The 17,439-nt window shown below is 46.3% G+C and carries 19 protein-coding genes; 11 read left to right on the top strand and 8 right to left on the bottom strand.

Annotated features, from left to right (window positions below; all coding sequences use genetic code 11):
* The first annotated feature begins 1 nt into the window (after position 1).
* A complete protein-coding gene (gene pglZ, locus ACOTWU_RS16865; protein WP_164474330.1) occupies positions 2-2,038 on the top strand; it encodes a BREX-1 system phosphatase PglZ type B in 2,037 nt (678 codons plus the stop codon).
* Positions 2,039-2,105: 67 nt separating this feature from the next.
* Here the strand turns inward: pglZ and ACOTWU_RS16860 are convergent, their stop codons facing one another.
* The 7 genes from ACOTWU_RS16860 to ACOTWU_RS16830 form a co-directional block, all read right to left on the bottom strand.
* A complete protein-coding gene (locus tag ACOTWU_RS16860) occupies positions 2,106-3,920 on the bottom strand; it encodes a DEAD/DEAH box helicase family protein (RefSeq protein ID WP_207621934.1) in 1,815 nt (604 codons plus the stop codon).
* A gap of 81 nt (positions 3,921-4,001) precedes the next feature.
* Entirely contained in the window at positions 4,002-5,999 is a 1,998-nt protein-coding gene (locus tag ACOTWU_RS16855; protein WP_164474328.1) for a DEAD/DEAH box helicase family protein, read from the bottom strand.
* A gap of 603 nt (positions 6,000-6,602) precedes the next feature.
* Positions 6,603-6,866: a hypothetical protein gene (locus tag ACOTWU_RS16850; RefSeq protein WP_242696941.1), complete on the bottom strand. Its 264-nt coding sequence runs from the start codon at positions 6,864-6,866 to the stop codon at positions 6,603-6,605.
* A gap of 69 nt (positions 6,867-6,935) precedes the next feature.
* Positions 6,936-7,160 (bottom strand): hypothetical protein, encoded by a 225-nt coding sequence (locus tag ACOTWU_RS16845; protein ID WP_242696940.1) that lies wholly within the window; start codon positions 7,158-7,160, stop codon positions 6,936-6,938.
* A 250-nt stretch (positions 7,161-7,410) separates the two neighbouring features.
* Complete coding sequence (locus ACOTWU_RS16840; protein WP_242696939.1) at positions 7,411-7,533, bottom strand: zinc-ribbon domain-containing protein; 123 nt, start codon at positions 7,531-7,533, stop codon at positions 7,411-7,413.
* A 717-nt stretch (positions 7,534-8,250) separates the two neighbouring features.
* On the bottom strand, positions 8,251-8,460 hold the full coding sequence (locus ACOTWU_RS16835) for a helix-turn-helix transcriptional regulator (RefSeq protein WP_164474327.1): 210 nt from the start codon (positions 8,458-8,460) through the stop codon (positions 8,251-8,253).
* 107 nt (positions 8,461-8,567) lie between these two features.
* Positions 8,568-9,146, bottom strand: a complete 579-nt coding sequence (locus ACOTWU_RS16830) for a YagK/YfjJ domain-containing protein (protein ID WP_045345939.1) — start codon at positions 9,144-9,146, stop codon at positions 8,568-8,570.
* A 420-nt stretch (positions 9,147-9,566) separates the two neighbouring features.
* On the opposite strand from ACOTWU_RS16830, the gene ACOTWU_RS16825 reads away from it, so the two are divergent.
* Positions 9,567-10,484: a hypothetical protein gene (locus tag ACOTWU_RS16825; RefSeq protein WP_045345940.1), complete on the top strand. Its 918-nt coding sequence runs from the start codon at positions 9,567-9,569 to the stop codon at positions 10,482-10,484.
* A gap of 430 nt (positions 10,485-10,914) precedes the next feature.
* Here ACOTWU_RS16825 and ACOTWU_RS16820 read toward each other — a convergent pair whose 3' ends face one another.
* A complete protein-coding gene (locus ACOTWU_RS16820; RefSeq protein ID WP_242655055.1) occupies positions 10,915-11,448 on the bottom strand; it encodes a hypothetical protein in 534 nt (177 codons plus the stop codon).
* 214 nt (positions 11,449-11,662) lie between these two features.
* Between ACOTWU_RS16820 and ACOTWU_RS16815 the strand changes: the two genes are divergently transcribed.
* The 9 genes from ACOTWU_RS16815 (at position 11,663) to ACOTWU_RS16775 (ending at position 17,213) form a co-directional block, all read left to right on the top strand.
* The gene (locus ACOTWU_RS16815; RefSeq protein ID WP_164474326.1) at positions 11,663-12,538 is read left to right on the top strand and encodes a GTPase family protein; all 876 of its coding nucleotides are present in this window, start codon (positions 11,663-11,665) and stop codon (positions 12,536-12,538) included.
* A 243-nt stretch (positions 12,539-12,781) separates the two neighbouring features.
* On the top strand, positions 12,782-13,498 hold the full coding sequence (locus ACOTWU_RS16810) for a helix-turn-helix transcriptional regulator (RefSeq protein WP_032689717.1): 717 nt from the start codon (positions 12,782-12,784) through the stop codon (positions 13,496-13,498).
* A 35-nt stretch (positions 13,499-13,533) separates the two neighbouring features.
* Entirely contained in the window at positions 13,534-13,986 is a 453-nt protein-coding gene (locus tag ACOTWU_RS16805; RefSeq protein ID WP_164474325.1) for a hypothetical protein, read from the top strand.
* A 71-nt stretch (positions 13,987-14,057) separates the two neighbouring features.
* The gene (locus ACOTWU_RS16800; protein WP_164474324.1) at positions 14,058-14,531 is read left to right on the top strand and encodes a hypothetical protein; all 474 of its coding nucleotides are present in this window, start codon (positions 14,058-14,060) and stop codon (positions 14,529-14,531) included.
* 120 nt (positions 14,532-14,651) lie between these two features.
* A complete protein-coding gene (locus ACOTWU_RS16795; RefSeq protein WP_252049373.1) occupies positions 14,652-15,473 on the top strand; it encodes a DUF932 domain-containing protein in 822 nt (273 codons plus the stop codon).
* A 30-nt stretch (positions 15,474-15,503) separates the two neighbouring features.
* Positions 15,504-15,944, top strand: coding sequence for an antirestriction protein (locus ACOTWU_RS16790; protein ID WP_164474322.1), 441 nt, complete (start codon positions 15,504-15,506; stop codon positions 15,942-15,944).
* 12 nt (positions 15,945-15,956) lie between these two features.
* Entirely contained in the window at positions 15,957-16,499 is a 543-nt protein-coding gene (gene radC, locus ACOTWU_RS16785) for a RadC family protein (RefSeq protein ID WP_164474321.1), read from the top strand.
* 10 nt (positions 16,500-16,509) lie between these two features.
* Positions 16,510-16,851 (top strand): type IV toxin-antitoxin system YeeU family antitoxin, encoded by a 342-nt coding sequence (locus ACOTWU_RS16780; RefSeq protein WP_164474320.1) that lies wholly within the window; start codon positions 16,510-16,512, stop codon positions 16,849-16,851.
* Positions 16,852-16,871: 20 nt separating this feature from the next.
* Positions 16,872-17,213, top strand: coding sequence for a TA system toxin CbtA family protein (locus ACOTWU_RS16775; protein WP_045345951.1), 342 nt, complete (start codon positions 16,872-16,874; stop codon positions 17,211-17,213).
* Positions 17,214-17,439: the final 226 nt, after the last annotated feature.

Raw genomic sequence — 17,439 nt, 5'->3', positions numbered from 1 at the left:
AATGCAAGTAATTGATAAATTGATAGAGCAGCTACGAGGTAGTGCAAATTTTAATCCTGCAGTGCAAGAGGCCCCTGCAGCGGTTCTATGGACAGATGAAGCTTGCCAATGGCAAAGTGCTATGCCTTTGATTAAACAATTCATTCCCGAGCTGCTCGAGCTTGGTGAATATCAACCAGAGCAGCGGATTGGTCCGGCTATTTGGTTAAAGTGTGCCATTGCTGGGGTGTTGGAAGAGGTTATGTTACCTGAAGGTCGCACACCAATTATCTATCTTCCTAAAATTGGGCGAAAAGCGTTACGCGCTATCGAAGATTGTCCGGACTATTTACGACCTCTAGCTGAATTGCAATATCGCGGATGTTGGTGGGCCTATAATACGGCAGGTCGTGACTGGAGTATAAGTTCTTTTCTGACAAACCCACGCGTTGGGCTTGAATTAGACGTAGCAAAAGATAAAAACACATTAGAAATTATCCCCCAAATCTTGAAGGATCTTTTAGAATCCCGTATTGAAGACCTACAAGGAAAGCGGTTAGAGGCTAAAGATTTTCAATCATTAGTATTTAATGATCCTATTAAAGATCTACTTGGGTGGCTGAATAATCCCGAAGATAAGCGTAAGCAGTGGGACGACAATAAATGGTCGCTTTTCAGTAATACTTGCTCAAGTCAGTTTGGTTATGAACCAACAGATGCTAATTATTCTCAAATGCTCGCATCCCTTTTATCTGCCCAGGGGGCGTGGCAAGAAGTGTGGCAGCGCTTTGAAGATACCGCACATAACCTATCAGGATTAATCCTTGTCCTTCGTGATGTAACCCCTGATTTAGCTGCTGATTTAAGTCATTATCCTATTGAAAATACTCGCGATGAAAAAAGCCTTGCCGATGCGCTTGCTGGCCTTCCTCAACTTGATGTAAACAAAGTTAGAGGAACTATCTGTTCACTATATCAACAGAATAAAGAGCGCGAAAGCTGGCTTTGGTATCGATTAGGGGAATCTAAATACCTCGAGATTTTGGCCCATCTGGCAAAAGTCGCTGAATTGACCCAGCAAGTGTTCAATCATCAGTCACCGGAAGAGATGGCAGAGCTATATCAGGAGTGCTTCTGGCAAGTCGATGCTGCAGCGTTGCAGGCCATGGCATTGGCAAAAGAACCGGGCCAACAGGAATTAGTCGCAAATGTATTAAAACTAATATATTCCCCTTGGTTGAACGAGGTATCGCTCAACTTCCAACAGTTGGTTAAAAGAAAAGGATATCCCGGGAATACTGAAATTAAGGAGGCGACAGCTACTTACCAGGTTAAAGGGATGGTAGTGTTTTTTGTAGATGGTTTGCGTTTTGATTGCGCTAAAGTATTAGAGCGTAAGCTTACTGCGCGTCATTTGATTGTCGATACCAAAACACAATGGAGTGCTCTGCCATCTTTAACTGATACAGCGAAAGCTGCGGTTACTCCTGTTGCTGCACTTTTGAACGGTGCTTATGACACTCAGGATTTTAAGCCTTCAGTAGTGGCAACGGGTAGTGAGTTTAATAGCTATCAATTAAAAAAAGCATTGGCACAACAGGGGTGGCAATACCTGGAAGGATTGGATACTGGTGAGCCTAATGGCTTAGCGTGGCTACAAACAGGTGACCTGGATAACCTGGGACATCAGCAGCAAAGAAAATTACCTCTTGGTATTGATGATGTTCTTGAAGAAATAGCTGATAGGGTAAGCTATTTGTTTGAAGCAGGATGGAAGCAAATCCGTATTGTCACGGATCATGGTTGGTTATGGCTTCCAGATCAATTACCTAAAGCAGATCTTGAAAAACCATTGGTTCGTAAGTACTTATCAAGATGTGCTATTCTCAAGGATAATGCCAGTACGAATTTGCCTCAGATAGAGTGGTATTGGAATTCCTCAGTGTCACTTGCCATGGCTCCAGGCATCAGTGCATTTACTGCGGGAGATTACTACAATCATGGTGGCCTAAGTTTGCAAGAATGCCTGACACCTGTAATTAAAGTTACTAAGGACTAGAATTTTATTACTTAAAATAAGTTTCATCGAATATTTTCTAAAAGCCGCTTATAACGGCGGCTTTTAGCTATTTGAACACGCTGGAATTGCGGATGCGAGATAGCTGTTTTGTGGTTACTTTTTTTTGTTCTGTCACTCCACTAGAGTAGTTTCCGCGCTGATATAGCACCATAACCGTATCGTCATATTCACAACCTAAGGCTTCACTAATTTCCCGCATATCCTCTTGGTCCATGGCACGTTTGTAAGCATCTTTTTGTTTAGAAAGATTATAAATACTGAATACACACGCAACTATGAGTTTGTCAGCAGTGGTCTCTCCGCCACCAGGGTTAACAATTAAGTTGAATTCTACATCTTCACCCAGCTCCAGGCGTGAATTAAAATCCAGCACTCTGCTCTTCGCACAGCTCGGCGAGAAGTCATTATAGGTGACTCCATTTACCCACTGAGCTTTTATCCAGTTCCTATCATCACCTCTCATTGCACGACCAGCTTTAGGATAGGGCGCTCCTTCATTCAGGAATTCGTCACGAATTAATTTGATTGCCTCAAGCAGCTGTGGATCGTTGGTATAGGCGCTGAAATTAGCTTCGGGCTCAGATAATTTTCCAGGAATGACTAGGTAGCTTTGAGTTAGGAATGTTTCCGAATCATCACGTTTTTTGGTGATTACAGTTTCAGTAAAAGGGGTGATAAACATTCCTCGGTCAAAGCCTCTGACTTGATATTTCGCACAAATATCTTCAAATGAATACCGTAACCCATCGAAATCATTCAATTCATCGCTGGCCTCGAGATGATCAAGTAATTCTGAATACGCTCGAACAGCTTCCAGGTTTGTAAAATGTTTCGCCTGAGTATTCTGGTGGTATCCACATGCTCTGCCAACGTTAGCTTGCACCACTGCGGCTATATTGGCAATAGAGCTATCCCATGTGTTTATTAGCGTGTTTTTCATTTCTTGGCCAAAGTTAATACCAGCGCGAAATCCAGCCACAGTTATAGCGATTATCTTTTCGTCAAACATTGCTGCTGTTTCGTACGCTCGTTTGAAATCATCGATAGATGAGAGTTCGTGATCGTCAACGCCAACAAGCTTTTGACCTATGATTAAGATTTGCTCCTCATCTACACCTTGATTAATCAGTACTTGTTTGGCTGTGTTTGCTTGACTTGATGGAACCCTAATCAGTGACCAGCCTACGCCCTGATGTTCTTTAAACTGGCGTATAAAGCGCTTTTGTAGCAGTGAATCTTCACAAAAATCGCGCTGATCATCATCAAGTTTGACCAGCTGGTTACTGCGATGCATTTGTCGAATGCCATGATATTCATCGCTAGCTTTGTGAAATACCAAAGACGTATTGAAGCTGTGACGTAGAATGGAATCTTCACTAGCTGAGTAGAGTGAGCTAAATGGAGTTGCGGAAATAAATACAACTTTACAGTCTACATTATCTTGTTCCAGGTAATTAAATACCTTTTCATAGCGAACACTATCAATGCCAGAACCATAGTGACACTCATCGATGATGATGAGCTTAGGTGGTTGGCGCTTAAAATCCGATTTAAGCGCATTATCTATATTTGTGAAGTTACTAACAACGACATTTTTGCAGGGTGCAAGGTCACGCTTTGCTTGCTCTTGAAGTGCCAGATCTGCCATTGTCACAAGATATAAAGTATCTTTTAAGTATTTCCGGTTAGCCAATAATTCATCGGGTAAAGATAGTCTCTGAAGGCAGGCAAGGGCAAGAGCGACACCTGATTTTCCTGACTGCATTTCCGCAACAAGGATCACTGCTTTTGAACCAGAGTTCAATTTAGTAAATGCTTTCTCAGCAGCGTTGCGTTGGTGTTCAAAAGTATTTTCAGCCATTGAGCACTGGACATAATTGCGATACTTATTTGAGCTATTCATATGTCAATATAAAGTTTAGGGGGCATGCAGCCCCTTGTATTAATAAGTAGATTCTACTTTGTCAGAGAAATGGGATTCATCGCTAAGCTCACCTGACTGCTCAGGAAGTTCGTTGTGCTGTTTCTTAGCAAGAGTACGTTCAAGGTCATACTCACCGCGCTTGTAGATAACAAGTAGAGTGTCATCATGCTCAACACTAAAGTAGTCGCACATCTCCCAAACATCTTCAAGAGTCATAATTTTCTTTGCGACATTTCGGCGAGAAATGTTGTAAACGCTAAAAATGGTTGCTACCACAAATTTATCTTCAGATAACTCTCCGGAACCAGGTGCTACAACGCGGTTAAACTCTAAATATTCCCCATTATCAATTTGTTGGGTGTGGGTTTTAGTTTTTTCTTTTTGGGTTCCGTCAGCGCGTGCCTTCTCAGGGTTATTGTAACTATCCCCATTGACCCAATGTGCCTTGATCCAGTTCTTGCCTTTACCTCGCATAGCTCGATTACCTTTGACGCTTGGCGCACCTTTAATCGTGAACTCTTTGCGAATAATATCGATCGCCTGAAGAAGATACTTATCTTTGGTGTACTCGGTGAACTCTGCATCATCGTCAAGAAGTTTTGCGGGTACAGCAATGTAGCTATCAGTTTTATACGTTTCAACATCACCGATTGGGCGACGACGTTTGTATTTGATAGTTAACCCAACATCCAAACCGTTGACATGGTATTCCTGGCACACATCTTCAAAAAATTCTTTTAACCCTTCGAAATCAGACGCTGCTTGGTCAGAGCAGGTGTTTTCAAGATGGTCAAGGATACAAGCATAAGCCTCAGCTGCATTTAAGTTAGTGAAATGAGTTGAAGAGTTGTTTTCATGGTAACCACACGCCCTGCCAATGTTGGCTTGCACCACTGCGGCAACACTGGCAACTGTACTATCCCACGTCGAGATGAGATTATTTTTCATCATCGCACCGAAGTTGATACCAGCTCGAGCTCCAGCAACAGTAATAGCGATTAGTTTTTCTTCGAACAACTGAGCATCATCAAACTCCTTTTTGAATTGCTCAATGCTGCAATGTTCATCTTCTGGTACCCCAGCTAATGAATTACCAATAATGTAAACTGCATTCTCATCGATGCCTTGCGATATGAGAAACTGCTTAGCTTCCATCGCCAAACCAGCGGGCACCCTTACGAGTGACCATCCCATACCTTTATGACTCAGAAATTGTTGAACAAACTCATCGCGTTGAACGGACTTGCAAAGGAAGTTACGACTTTCATCCTCAAGGCCTTTGACCTTACTATTCATTAGCATCTCTCGGACGCCGTAGTATTCATCGCTAGTTTTGTGGAATACCAGACGGGTGTTAAAGTCTCGACGCAAGATTGAGTCTTTTAAGGCCGCTTCAGCAACATTTCGGGCTTGAGTTAATAGTTCTGCATCATTATCATTCTTGGCTTCTTGTTGAAGTTCTAGAGCTTCTTGATATTCAGTCTCTGCTCCATAGAGAGCACCGAAGGGGGTGGCAGAGATGAAGACGACTTTACAACTATCGTTCTCTTGTTCCAGGTAGTCGAAGATCCTACTGTATCGAACAGCAGTGACATTTGAGCCATAGTGACATTCATCAATAATAATTAGCTTAGGTGGATTGCCTTTAAATTCATTTTCCAATGCCTTTTCGAAGTTCACAAAATTACTGACGACAACATTCTTGGCAAGCTTGAGGTCTTCTTCAGCTTGTTCTTTGAGGGCGGTATCAGGCATTGTAACCAGGTAAAGTGTGTCTTTTAGCTGCTTACGATTGCAAATATCTGTCTCGGAGAGACTTAATCGCTGTAAGCAACACAGGGCTAGCGAAATGCCTGATTTACCTGCTTGCATTTCGGCGGCTGTCACTACTGCTCGCACATTGCCAGTTAAAGCATCAAATACTTTGGTAGCTGCTGTTACTTGGTGCTGATGTAGCGCTTCGCTCTGAAGAATAGAAAGTACTAGTTGTCGATGTTTTTGTGCTTGTGCGTTCAACTTTACATCCTGAATTTGTTTACGTTATTAATATTCGTAAGTGGTGTTTAGTTATCATGCGATAGAGTTCTATGTAACCAAACACTACGCAGATGCAAATGTTGACAGCTCTACACACCGACTTTCCTGAATAAAGTTAGGTCTGGAAGCTTAGGGAACAGGTTTTTTGTTCTTATGGATGCCATTATGAGCGTTTTTTCTAGCTATTAAAGTGTAATATCTTCGTTTTGTTAAGCCTGTTGATGACCCATGCAACAGCGTGATTCTTTGATTCGTCGATTTGCCCCTCCCTCCTAACATGCATAGCTGAGCTTTATGCATAAAGCGATGTGGTGGACGCCCCTCCCTAAGGTTGTCACTGGCTGCAAACCCTGCAAACCCTGCAAACTCTGCAAGCGCAGGCGGCATCACCAAAGCCCAAATGGGCCGTCATAAAAGTTACAGTAGGGAGTACAAAGTGGTGCTGGAAAATGCTGCTGGCGGCATACTTGCGACCCAGGCGCTACCATACCTGACCGTACTTCTTTGATGCTTGTGCAAATCATTTGAACGTCCTGATTATAGTTCCCAATAGAGTCCCCCACACAAGTTAATGAGAATGTGTTAGCCCGTCCCCGTTTTTGCTATCGCTACGGGTTGACACATCGCCTGAACCTGTTTTTGTAACTGGTTAAATGGCGCAATATAAACGTCTTTACCCGGTCGATTAACGATAATCGGCGTTATGTTCGTGACACCATTGCGATCAGTACCCGTCACAGTCAGCCATGCGTCACGTATGATCTCGCTTATTGCCTGCTGAGCATTCTCAATATGTTGTACGTTGCTTATAGCCCCCAGTATAACAAGATTCATCAACAGCAGCATTTTGCATTCTGGTGCACTGACAGACTCCCACAACCAGTGTAGTACTGTGGGAGGCGAATGACGGCGTGCCTACTGACACAGGCGCGAATATTCGCCTGTGCGCAGCCAGCACTCAGTATGAAAACGCAGAATCAATGACCGGTATTCACTCATGACTTCACGATACGGAAATTTCAGCGTAAAGCTGAATGCCGCCAGTCGCGGGTAATGGTCAACAGCCTGTTGCAGAAATGCACGCGTGCTGACGGCATCCGTGCTGATAGCATCAGAAGCCCGTGTGTAAGAATGATTCACAATGCAAACCTCTTCGGGTTAAATCAGGGGGGACACCGCCTCTACGGCAGTATCTTGTTCATAAGAATGAGGAACTATCTGGTACTGCAGCAGTAGTTTCTCTGCCAGTTAGCTTCTTCGATGCTGTAGATACCGGTCTGGCACCGGTAACATTGCTTCCCCCCTGATAATGGTCACCGCACTACACACAGTACGAGAACAGCGTCATTACCGTAGCATCCATTCCGTTGAGCATATTGCGCAGCTTCCTCTACCAGGCCTCAGCCTTCACTTCCGGGGCAAGATGGGCAAAGTTCATCAGCACATCCCAGGCCACGGCCCGCGTATCGTGTTCAAACCACGCCGGGTCGCTAAAAGTGCCGGCATGCAACACCAGACAACATCAGCAGGAGGCAAAACTCCATATCTGCCCCGGTACACTCATGACCTCACCGGCGATCACAAAGTGACCTTCACGGTCATTTGCTGGGTAACATTTCAGTAGGCGCATACCGTTAACTCAAGAATCTTATGTTGAGCATCAGAGCACACCCGGCTGTACTCACCGGTCCGGTAGGTCAGGCAGTAGCGTTCTCCGTGGCAATCGCTGTCGCAGCCGTAATAGTGCCAAACAGCCACGGAAACCAACGGACATCCTATACATAATGTTGCATTTGCCGGATATGACAGGTCTCTGTCACAACGGGCTTTACATATGGGCAGTACTGCTCGCCGTAGCTCTTCGTGAGATCTTCTGCACCGTATTCAAACCACGGCCGTTTTGTGTCGTATTAAGGATTGAATTGCAGCGCACTGCCACACAGGGACTGCTGTAATGGCCATACTGATACTGCTGTGTCGTTCTTGCACCGGTCAGGCGACAATTACCGTCGAGTACGATAGAAGATTTGGCAAACATATTTGGGCCCCTTACCGCCAGACGATGCGTAGACGTCAGCCGTCCCTGTTCGGGTAGTCTGGCAGGTTTATCAAGTTAGGTCGTTTGAAGGGGAGCTACTGGTAATAGCTGGTGACTTCAGGTGAGCTGTGTCAGGGAAAACTGGTAAGCGAAGGGGCTTACTACAATAAAATTCAGAGAGAGTTGAGCGTATCAAACGCCTCGTGAGTCCGCAATACGTTGCAGTAGCCAGTCTTCGACTTCACTCTGTCGCCAGCGGGAGCTGCGGCCCAGCTTAATTGGCTTCGGGAATAGACCATCTTTAATCAGCTTATAGAACCATTTATCCGTCAGCCCCGTTAGCTTCGTGATGAACCGCATATCCACCAGTTGGTCATCGATTAAAGAAATATGTTTTGTCATGATGCTGTCTTCCATTGTGGGATTATCCTGAGCTGGTGGTTGATCGCTCGTTACCACCAGCCCTTCCACATCAATGGATTGATACGTAAAAAAGTGCAGAACGTAAGTTACAATGTGCGAGGACGCCCCAGTCCACTGGGTGGCGGTACCTCACTGGCTCCATAGTGATAGTGACCGTGCTTTTGCTCTTCTTTGGCAAGGTAGCTGATGATGTAGCGCAGGTTATCGATGGCTTCGGTATCATCGTAGTTCACCGGCTTATCAATACTGACGTCATAAGTAGGTTTGTATTCGCAGCGGTTGTAATACCCTTCTCGTTGCGTGATTTTCCGCCATATTGTTCCGACTCTCTCAGCTATTGGGTAGGTAGCCTGATTAAGGTGCCTGTCGAGATAGAACACGATATGGGCATGGCAGCCGTGGTCTATAGAGTTCTCGAGTACCCAGAAATACCCTGCCAGATTTGTGTGTTGCACGGTGCGTTCAACCAGCATGCGCACCTCTTGCTCGGTTTCATTCCATGAATGACGTTTATAACGCTCTGTACCTTTCTGATAGAACAGGTCGAGTCTGAGTGCCTGTATTCGCGAGTATCGGTTCAGTAGCTGATTCAGGTGGTTATTGATCAGAGACAGTAGAAACCAGTTCATCGTGTATCTAGGGTTAAAAGGGTAAGGTGTGTGCATTGATTTATCCTTTGTCAGATGGAGTGCAAAGGATTGGGATGAGATGTAATTTTTAAGAGAAGCGGGGATACGGCAGATACAAGGAACTGTGTATCAAGGGGATGACAGGCAGGGTTAATGCTTGGGGGAAGGAGCTGTGAACAGGGTGGTATAGAAACAGGGAGTACCCCTTAATTATACTAAAAACCCAAATGTTCATATCTGCTGTTGAACGATTCTAATGAGGTGAACAGAGGAGATTCATAGAGTAAAAACCACAGGAATAACGCAGTAAAATGTCAGAGTATTATCACAATAAAATCAGCAAGATATCAGTTAAAAATCAGTCATTCTTCAGGTCTGTGACCCGACTCCACCAACCAAAAAGGTGCTAATGCTAATCTATTTTTGGGAGTCAGAAAGAAGCAGAGGGAAGAGACGATGTTGCATTACGATATGATCCGCTACGAGATAATGTACCTAAAAACGTTAAATAGGATTTTCAACACAGATCACTCGTTACTGTGCAGTACTTATGATACGCCGGATGATTTTCGACGCTTGATCTCTCAGATTCTTGAACGGCATTTTCATGGCGATCAGGACAGAATCAAAATTGCGCGGAAAACACTTAAAGAATGGGCTGACCTGCAACTGATTGATAAAGATTATTTTGATTGTTTCAAAGGTACACCTAGAGCATCGTGGTTTGCTCACCATTACATTTTTGAATACCCAGTAAAATCTGCAGGGTTGACGCTTGGTGGGTTGGGGAATGACGTCGGTTGTTCTAGTGATTTTAATTCTCTTTTAATGGGCGATAATATCTTCACCAATATTGATTTCTCTAATTTGAATATAGATTTGGACGATATTGATTGGGACTTGATAACAAATCCACAGTCTACTGCTTCGAAAAAACCGAAACGTGTTTTCTCCCGATTTTATCTGAACGCGGGAGCAAGTACCGATGTGTACAATCCCACTCCGGTAACTGAGCGTGAACTGATCAATGGTGTGATGAGGTACATTGATGAAGCTCCATGCTCACTTGGAGATAAGATCTCTTATTTCAGAAAACTGCATGAGCGTTGGCTTGAGCAATATGATTTTTTTCTGACAGATTTTGACTGGATGTCACGAGATGATGAAACTCAGTTAGTATATCTCTGGGATTATCTCAAAGGAAAAGGACGAATAGCGGGCTATCTTCGCCCTTATAATACGTCTATGCGTTATGACATGATTATTGCGGCTATAGATGTGTGGAATGTCCAACCTGAAGAGAAGCTGGAGTTTATTGAGAAGATGAAACATGCCTGGCAAGCGGCGAAATCTTATCGGCGATCTGCTAAATAGCGTTGTGATCTCAGTGGTTTCTTCGTCTGATTTCTCAGTGCTGTTATGAATCTGAGTCGACCCTTTGAGTCGATCCAGGGTCCTCTCATTATCTCCTCCTTGTCCCATTACATACAGAGCACATAGTCGAGGTATGAAAATTTGAATGTTTACTTCTGGCTCGAAGCGTATAAGCTAGCTGATCTGAAGGTCCGTTATAAGCGAAGCGAGGAGCGGACTTTTGTCTATTTATGAAGAGAGAATGAGATAGTAGATCGTCTGAAAGCAGAGGAAATAAGCCCAGAGCGTGGCGGCGAACTAACTCATAGAGTGGTCATGAATACGAACAGTCGCCTGAATAAGTGGGGCTACTTGGACTAATTATCGGCTATGGTCAAGTGATATCCCGGCTATCAACCGGGAATTGATTTATGCTTTCGCACCTACATTATCAACGTTCGTAAGTTGTCCCGTTTGGGCGCATGTACATACCATCACTCAGATAAACGTCTTCGCCATCCTCAACACATAGGTCAGAATAAATATCGACCATGCTAGGTTCGACAATATTCGTCGAAATTTCATGAGCATCGAAGAGCTCAAAGAAGCGAGTGACCCATTCCTCGTTGACTTCATCTTGTATAGTTTTGCCGTGATCTATAGTAATGGAAAACATGGAGATGCAATTATTCTGAAAGCGGTCTACTTTTTTCTCAGGTTGAAGATGATTTTCTTGGGCTAACGTCTCAGCGACCGAAAAAAGGAGCTTCTGGTTTACTGGCAGCTTGTATCCGATAGTCAAACCACCCCCAGTGCGAATTCTCTCTTCAGGCCTCGTTGGTGTCTGCACTTCAAAAGAATTACCATCATCATTTTGAGCTAAAAAGCGGACGAAAACCGTGTCTCCACGGACTAACATCCAATCTTTTCCATGTTTTGGTTTCATTGCTTTAACTATCTGCGGTTGTAATGCTGACATGCTCATGGTGTTAGATACCGAAAAGAAAAACATGAAAGAGATTATACCGACGAGAGTGTTTTTTTATAGCTCCGCTACTCTTGGCGAGCATCACAGAAAATGACGCTTCAAGCCAACGAATCTACAATTCCAAATAATTTCAGACAGATATTATCTCCGTGAATCCCCGCCTTCCAGACTGGATCGCGAGGTTTTTAATTTTTCACGCTGAGACTACTGTATGAATAAACCTGATGGCCTTCAGGCCCTTGAACAACCGCTCGCGTCGCTTCCGCGCACGCTTCGCCAGCTTATTCTTGAACGTATCCAGAACCTGACCCATTACGAGCCGGTGATTGGCATCATGGGCAAAAGTGGTGCTGGTAAATCATCTATTTGCAACGAACTTTTCCGGGGCGAGGTGTCCCCGGTGAGTGACGTGAACTCCTGTACTCGCGACGTACTGCGCTTCCGATTGCGCAGCGGTCGTCACAGTCTGGTGATTGTCGATTTACCGGGGGTAGGTGAAAACGGGCGGCGGGATCAAGAATACCGTGCCCTGTACCGTCGAATCCTACCGGAGTTGGACCTAGTGCTGTGGGTCATTAAGGCCGATGATCGGGCACTAACCGTGGACGAGCAGTTCTGGCACGGTGTGATGCAACCTTACAGGCAAAAGGTACTGTTTGTGATTAACCAGGCCGACAAAATCGAACCCTGTCATGAATGGGATACCCTCACCAGCAAGCCTTCACCGCACCAACTGGAAAATCTTAAAGCGAAGCAGGCAGCGATTATGGCGATGTTTAAACTGCATCATCCGGTCTGTGTGGTGTCCGCCCGCACTGGATGGGGCATTGAGGAGATGGTGGCAGCCATGATGCGCTGTCTGCCTGACCGCGCCACCAGCCCGGTGGTGACACAACTGCAAGGGAGACTCTGCACAGAGCCGGTAAAGTCGCAGGCCCGTGACAGTTTCGGTGACGCAGTGGGCCGGGTTTTTGATACGGTTGAGTCATTGTCATTCCTGCCTGCGCCACTGAAAACGGTGATTCGTACCGTGCGTGATGCGGTGGTGTCGGTCGCACGGGCCGTCTGGGACTGGATATTCTTCTGATATCGCAATTTTCTCTGCGAATGATGAACTGGTTGTTAATGATTTGTTGATTGTGGACACGTCCTTTCCACTGCGTTTTATCATCAATTAAATCAGGCGAAGCATCATTGTCTGTCAGACGAGCGCCCACAAGGCTGGACTGCTCATAAAAAATAGTTCCGATGTTGTCCATACCCTGTCCACTCCTTCCTTTAAAGTAATCAGTATTAATTCAGAGAGTTAACTTCTCAGGAGAAATCTTTCATGACGCTTCAGGAGCGGCGACATGACCGGCTTGCTGTCAGGTTGTCGTTGATTATTAGCCGCCTGGTGTCCGGTGAAACTCTATTTATTCGCAAACTGGCAACTGAATTCGGGGTGTCAGAGCGCACGCTGCGTCGTGACTTTCGGGAACGTCTGATGTATCTCGACCTGGATTACTACCAGGGGCAGTGCAGTCTGCGCTCGGATATTCACAGTACTCGGCAGGAAATAGATATTCTGACCTTTGCTCACCGCACGGGGTTGGCCGGAGTTTTCCCGGGCTTTGACCGGCGCCTGATCAGCAGCCTGCTGGACTGTGATGATCGACCCTGTCTGGTATGGCATCAGGACAGACCTCATCCCCCGGCCGGAAAGCTCTCCTTCTACAGGCTGGTCAGAGCTATTTCGGGATGTCAGCGCATCACCGTTCTGACTGAAGGGGAGCGTCATGAGGCCATCGCACCTTACCGGCTAATCGCGCTTGACGGTTATTGGTATCTTGTCGCTGAACATAACAGGCAATTACGTGTCTTCCGGCTGGATGAGATTCATCTGGTAAGGCCATCGCGGGAAACATTTATTCGTAGTGAGCTTCTCTATCAGCTGTCGGAGGATAAACATTTTATCTCTGCCTTACCTCATTTCCGTTTTATTCAGCAGTCGCTGAATTCATTTTCTCCTTCAGAAAGTCGGGGGCAATCCGGACAAACTGATTAGAGATGGTCCCCACAATTGAATGTAAGGTTAATCTAATGAATAAATTGAAATTATTGTCTTTACTACCAGTCATGTTTTTCCCCTTACTTATCGCAGGTAATGCTCACGCAGCACGTCCTTATAGCGGGTTCCTGCCTGCGGCAGTGAATAATAAAAGTGGGAATATATTCTGGTGTGATGCCCATCGACAGGTCAGAAAACTGTGTACAGCGACGGAAGTAGATTCAATGGGATGGTTTATTGTTGTTCGCTCGAAACCTTCCAGAGATTGTCCGGGGGGAATATGGGGGTGGATCACTCCCAGTAAAGACGATGTGGCAACAGGTTATACCATTACGCCAGGTAAAGAATTCAATCTCACCATGAAGGATATGTGCAGTTCCGATATGAAAGTAACGTTCCGCCCGAATAAAAAGGACCCTCGTTATGACGATCTCGTCGGGATTTATGCCGGGAAAGAAGCGTTTCGCTACAAACAAATAAAATAATCCAACTGTTTTTTCATTACTTTATTGTTTTAAACGACAAAAGCTTTATTACATGATTTGAGGACAACATTATGCGACTGCCTTACGTAATATTTACATTAGCTATGCTGGCTTCTGTATCAACAGCAGAGGCTATTCCCAATATGTGGACGAGTGGTTTTGGGATGGGCGTGACCGAATATATCATTACCAGCCCGGAGAAGGTGGTGTTTAATCTTAACTGTACTGGCAATCCGGATGCGCAGAATATTCTGCAACACGGTGTTGATCTCACCCTGCCTGATGGAACATCAGTAAGTTCTCATGACGACGGGACGGAAATAACGGTCGTCATGGATAAAAGTCAGTATCCGTTACCGTCATTCCTCGGCTGGCGAAACGGTGACAATGCCTGGGTGTCATTTATTGACGCGCTGAGCCAGGCTGGGAATTTTGATGTTTACGTCAACGATAAAAAAGTCGGCACCTTCAGTCCGGGGCTGAAGAATACGCAGAAAGAATTGTCTGACCTCAGTGGCTGCAGAACCACCCATTACAGCGATTAATCCTTCACATTTCAGTCCTCTACAGCCCGCAACATACCAACACCAGATAGCAACAGGCCATGCTCCTTCGGGAACATGGCCTTTTTTGTTTTTATTTCATTATCAGATAAGGAGTCACCCATGCGATTAGCCAGCCGTTTTGGCCGTATAAACCAGATACGCCGTGACCGGCCTCTGACCCACGAAGAGCTGATGAGCCATGTTCCCAGCGTGTTCGGGAGTGACAAGCATGAATCTCGTTCAGACCGTTATACCTACATCCCGACCATCACCATCCTCGAAAGTCTGCAGCGTGAAGGCTTTGAGCCGTTCTTTGCCTGCCAGACAAAGGTTCGCGACCAGAGCAAGCGGGAGCTCACCAAACACATGCTGCGCCTGCGTCGTGCCGGGCAACTGACCGGGCATCAGGTGCCGGAAATCATTTTGCTCAACAGCCATGACGGCTCCTCGAGCTACCAGATGCTGCCGGGGCTGTTTCGTGGCGTCTGTACCAACGGTCTGGTCTGCGGTCAGTCATTCGGCGAAGTGCGTGTACCACATAAAGGTAATGTTGTTGAGAAGGTAATTGAGGGGGCTTACGAAATACTCGGCGTGTTTGACCGGGTGGATGATAAACGCGATGCAATGCAGTCGCTGGCGCTGCCAGCACCGGCCCGTCACGCGCTGGCAAATGCCGCACTGAAGTATCGATTTGGTGAGGAACACCAGCCGGTCACGGTATCGCAGTTGTTGACCCCGCGTCGTCGGGAGGACTACAGCGATGACCTGTGGACCGTCTATCAGCGGGTACAGGAGAACCTAATGAAAGGTGGTCTGTCAGGGCGAACCGCACAGGGGAAAAGCAACCGCACCCGTGCCATTACCGGTATTGATGGTGACGTGAAGCTCAATCGCGCCCTGTGGGTTATGGCAGAAAACATGCTCGCGTTTTTCGAGCGTTAAACAACCGTTCCGGCATAAGGAGATAATTTAATGGAGACACACAACCCTGAGTCCGCTGAGCAGGCAGCAATTACTGCCTCGGTGGTCCCTGACGAGCTACGCATCGGCTTCTGGCCGCAGCACTTTGGCTCCATCCCACAATGGATAACCCTTGAGCCCCAAATCTTCGGCTGGATGGATCGCCTGTGCGCTGATTACAGCGGCGGCGTCTGGAGCTTTTACACACTCAACAATAGCGGCGCATTTATGGCTCCGGAGCCTGACGGTGAGAAATGGACGTTGTTCAACCCGATGAATGGCAACGGCGCGGAACTTACTGGAGAAGCGGCAGGGATAGTCGCCTGCCTGATGGCATTCAGCCACCACGCTTGCCGCACCGAGTGTGACGCGATGACTGAACACTATTATCGCTTACGCAACTACGCGCTGAACCATCCAGAGTGCAGCGCCATTATGCATCTCATCGACTGAGGGATACCGAACATGAATACCGCATTATCCCCGCTGTCAACGCAGCCTGAACTCTTTCCACTGGCGATTATGGCCCAGCATGGTTATTTGCTCCCCGCGACCTCCGGATTGACACCCTATGCCCAACGCACCATTCGTCGTGCCATCAACCTGTTGGAAAAATATCTGCGCCAGCCCGGCATGTCATTTACCTCAAGCACGGCTGCCCGTGACTGGCTTCGGTTGCATCTGGCAGGGCAAGAACGGGAGGTGTTTATGGTGCTCTATCTCGATAATCAGCACCGTTTACTAGAGAGCGAAACGCTATTTGCCGGTTCGGTTAACCATGTCCAGGTCCATCCTCGAGAGGTAGTGAAGTCAGCGCTTCGCTTCAATGCTGCCGCTGTCGTGCTGGCGCATAACCATCCATCCGGTGATCCGGAGCCCAGCCAATGCGATCGCAACATTACGGGCAGGCTTAAAGAAGCCCTGGCACTGGTTGATGTGAACATACTCGATCATCTGGTTGTCGGTTCAGATGGCATTGTGTCGTTTGCAGAGCGAGGCTGGATATGAGGGTACTTCAATGAAATCTACTGACTCAGAGAACGATTCATTTCTCCAGTGGGGGCTGAATCGTAATGTGACGCCTTGCTTTGGCGCTCGTCTGGTACAGGAGGGATACCGGCTGCACTATCTGGTTGACCGGGCCAGCATTACCGGTGAATTCAGTAACGCAGAATCTTTGAAGTTGGATGAAGTATTCCCACATTTTATAAGCCAGATGGAGTCGATGTTGACTACTGGTGAAATGAATTCTCGTCAGGCCCACTGTGTCACCCTGTACCACAATGGTTTCACCTGCGAAGCCGATACACTTGGCAGTTGCGGCTATGTATACATCGCCGTTTACCCCACTCAACGTTAACTACTTTCACAAGAGCAAATATGAAAACTTTACCTGCAACAACTCCGCAGGCGGCGACGCTATGTCTGTCGCCTGTGGCAGTCTGGCAAATGCTGATTGCACGCCTGCTGGAACAGCATTATGGCCTGACACTCAACGACACACCATTCAGTGATGAAACGGTAATTCAGGAACATATCGATGCCGGTATATCTTTGGCCGATGCCGTTAATTTTCTGGTGGAAAAGTACGGGCTGGTTCGTATTGATCGCAGGGGATTCAACTGGCAAGAACAGTCCCCATATCTGCGGGCAGTCGATATTCTGCGGGCGCGACAGGCAACTGGTTTATTGAAAAGAAATCGTATTAGCGCGGCACGGTGAACATCGGGAATAGCCTTCCTGATTCACACTGCAGCTTTCCTTACTTATTTACTCATTCCAAAAAGCACCTGCCGATGCTGGTTGGTGCTTTTACTTATATGGACGAAATATCATGCCAATTGAAGCTGTAATTGGCTTTGTTGAATAAATCAGATTTCGGGTAAGTCTCCCCCGTAGCGGGTTGTGTTTTCAGGCAATACGCACGCTTTCAGGCATACCTGCTTTC

It is taken from the genome of Enterobacter cloacae complex sp. GYL001 (assembly GCF_049237125.1).
GTDB lineage: Bacteria > Pseudomonadota > Gammaproteobacteria > Enterobacterales > Enterobacteriaceae > Enterobacter > Enterobacter hormaechei_C.
Note: the sequence above shows the minus strand (reverse complement) of the source record. Positions and strands in the feature narration are given on the sequence as shown.

Coding starts and splice junctions, on each gene's coding strand:
- pglZ (WP_164474330.1), top strand. CDS start 2: ATGCAAGTAATTGATAAATTGATAGAGCAGCTACGAGGTAGTGCAAAT.
- ACOTWU_RS16860 (WP_207621934.1), bottom strand. CDS start 3,920: ATGGCTGAAAATACTTTTGAACACCAACGCAACGCTGCTGAGAAAGCA.
- ACOTWU_RS16850 (WP_242696941.1), bottom strand. CDS start 6,866: ATGCTGCTGTTGATGAATCTTGTTATACTGGGGGCTATAAGCAACGTA.
- ACOTWU_RS16835 (WP_164474327.1), bottom strand. CDS start 8,460: ATGACAAAACATATTTCTTTAATCGATGACCAACTGGTGGATATGCGG.
- ACOTWU_RS16830 (WP_045345939.1), bottom strand. CDS start 9,146: ATGCACACACCTTACCCTTTTAACCCTAGATACACGATGAACTGGTTT.
- ACOTWU_RS16825 (WP_045345940.1), top strand. CDS start 9,567: ATGTTGCATTACGATATGATCCGCTACGAGATAATGTACCTAAAAACG.
- ACOTWU_RS16820 (WP_242655055.1), bottom strand. CDS start 11,448: ATGAGCATGTCAGCATTACAACCGCAGATAGTTAAAGCAATGAAACCA.
- ACOTWU_RS16815 (WP_164474326.1), top strand. CDS start 11,663: ATGAATAAACCTGATGGCCTTCAGGCCCTTGAACAACCGCTCGCGTCG.
- ACOTWU_RS16810 (WP_032689717.1), top strand. CDS start 12,782: ATGACGCTTCAGGAGCGGCGACATGACCGGCTTGCTGTCAGGTTGTCG.
- ACOTWU_RS16805 (WP_164474325.1), top strand. CDS start 13,534: ATGAATAAATTGAAATTATTGTCTTTACTACCAGTCATGTTTTTCCCC.
- ACOTWU_RS16800 (WP_164474324.1), top strand. CDS start 14,058: ATGCGACTGCCTTACGTAATATTTACATTAGCTATGCTGGCTTCTGTA.
- ACOTWU_RS16795 (WP_252049373.1), top strand. CDS start 14,652: ATGCGATTAGCCAGCCGTTTTGGCCGTATAAACCAGATACGCCGTGAC.
- ACOTWU_RS16790 (WP_164474322.1), top strand. CDS start 15,504: ATGGAGACACACAACCCTGAGTCCGCTGAGCAGGCAGCAATTACTGCC.
- radC (WP_164474321.1), top strand. CDS start 15,957: ATGAATACCGCATTATCCCCGCTGTCAACGCAGCCTGAACTCTTTCCA.
- ACOTWU_RS16780 (WP_164474320.1), top strand. CDS start 16,510: ATGAAATCTACTGACTCAGAGAACGATTCATTTCTCCAGTGGGGGCTG.
- ACOTWU_RS16775 (WP_045345951.1), top strand. CDS start 16,872: ATGAAAACTTTACCTGCAACAACTCCGCAGGCGGCGACGCTATGTCTG.